The organism is Pseudomonas sp. PME37.24/025, assembly GCF_055556615.1.
The window spans coordinates 1-236 of record NZ_JBVHNK010000479.1 but is presented as its reverse complement, the minus strand read 5'-3'; the positions used below and the strand labels follow the sequence as shown (position 1 = coordinate 236).

The window sequence follows — 236 nt, the reverse complement described above, 5'->3', positions numbered from 1 at the left end:
CCGCGTGGGCGCGACCGGGCGCGGATGCCGTTGCATCCGAGGAGTCACCCGACGAGACCCGCGACCGCGCCGAGGCGATGCTTCTGCGCAGGCTCCGCGGCCGCTCCCTCTCGCTCGCGGAGGCTCGAACGGCCCTCGGCGGCGTCGAGGGCATGGACGACGTCGTGATCGACGAGATCCTCGCGAAGTTCGTCGACCTCGGCTACCTGAACGACGAGGCGTTCGCGGAGCAACTC

Annotated in this window: 1 protein-coding gene; it reads left to right on the top strand. The window is 71.2% G+C overall.

The annotated features are described in order from the left end of the window. Nucleotides 1–236: hypothetical protein (locus tag ACZ3HH_RS31150; RefSeq protein WP_465810590.1), on the top strand; the 236-nt coding region annotated here is incomplete at both ends.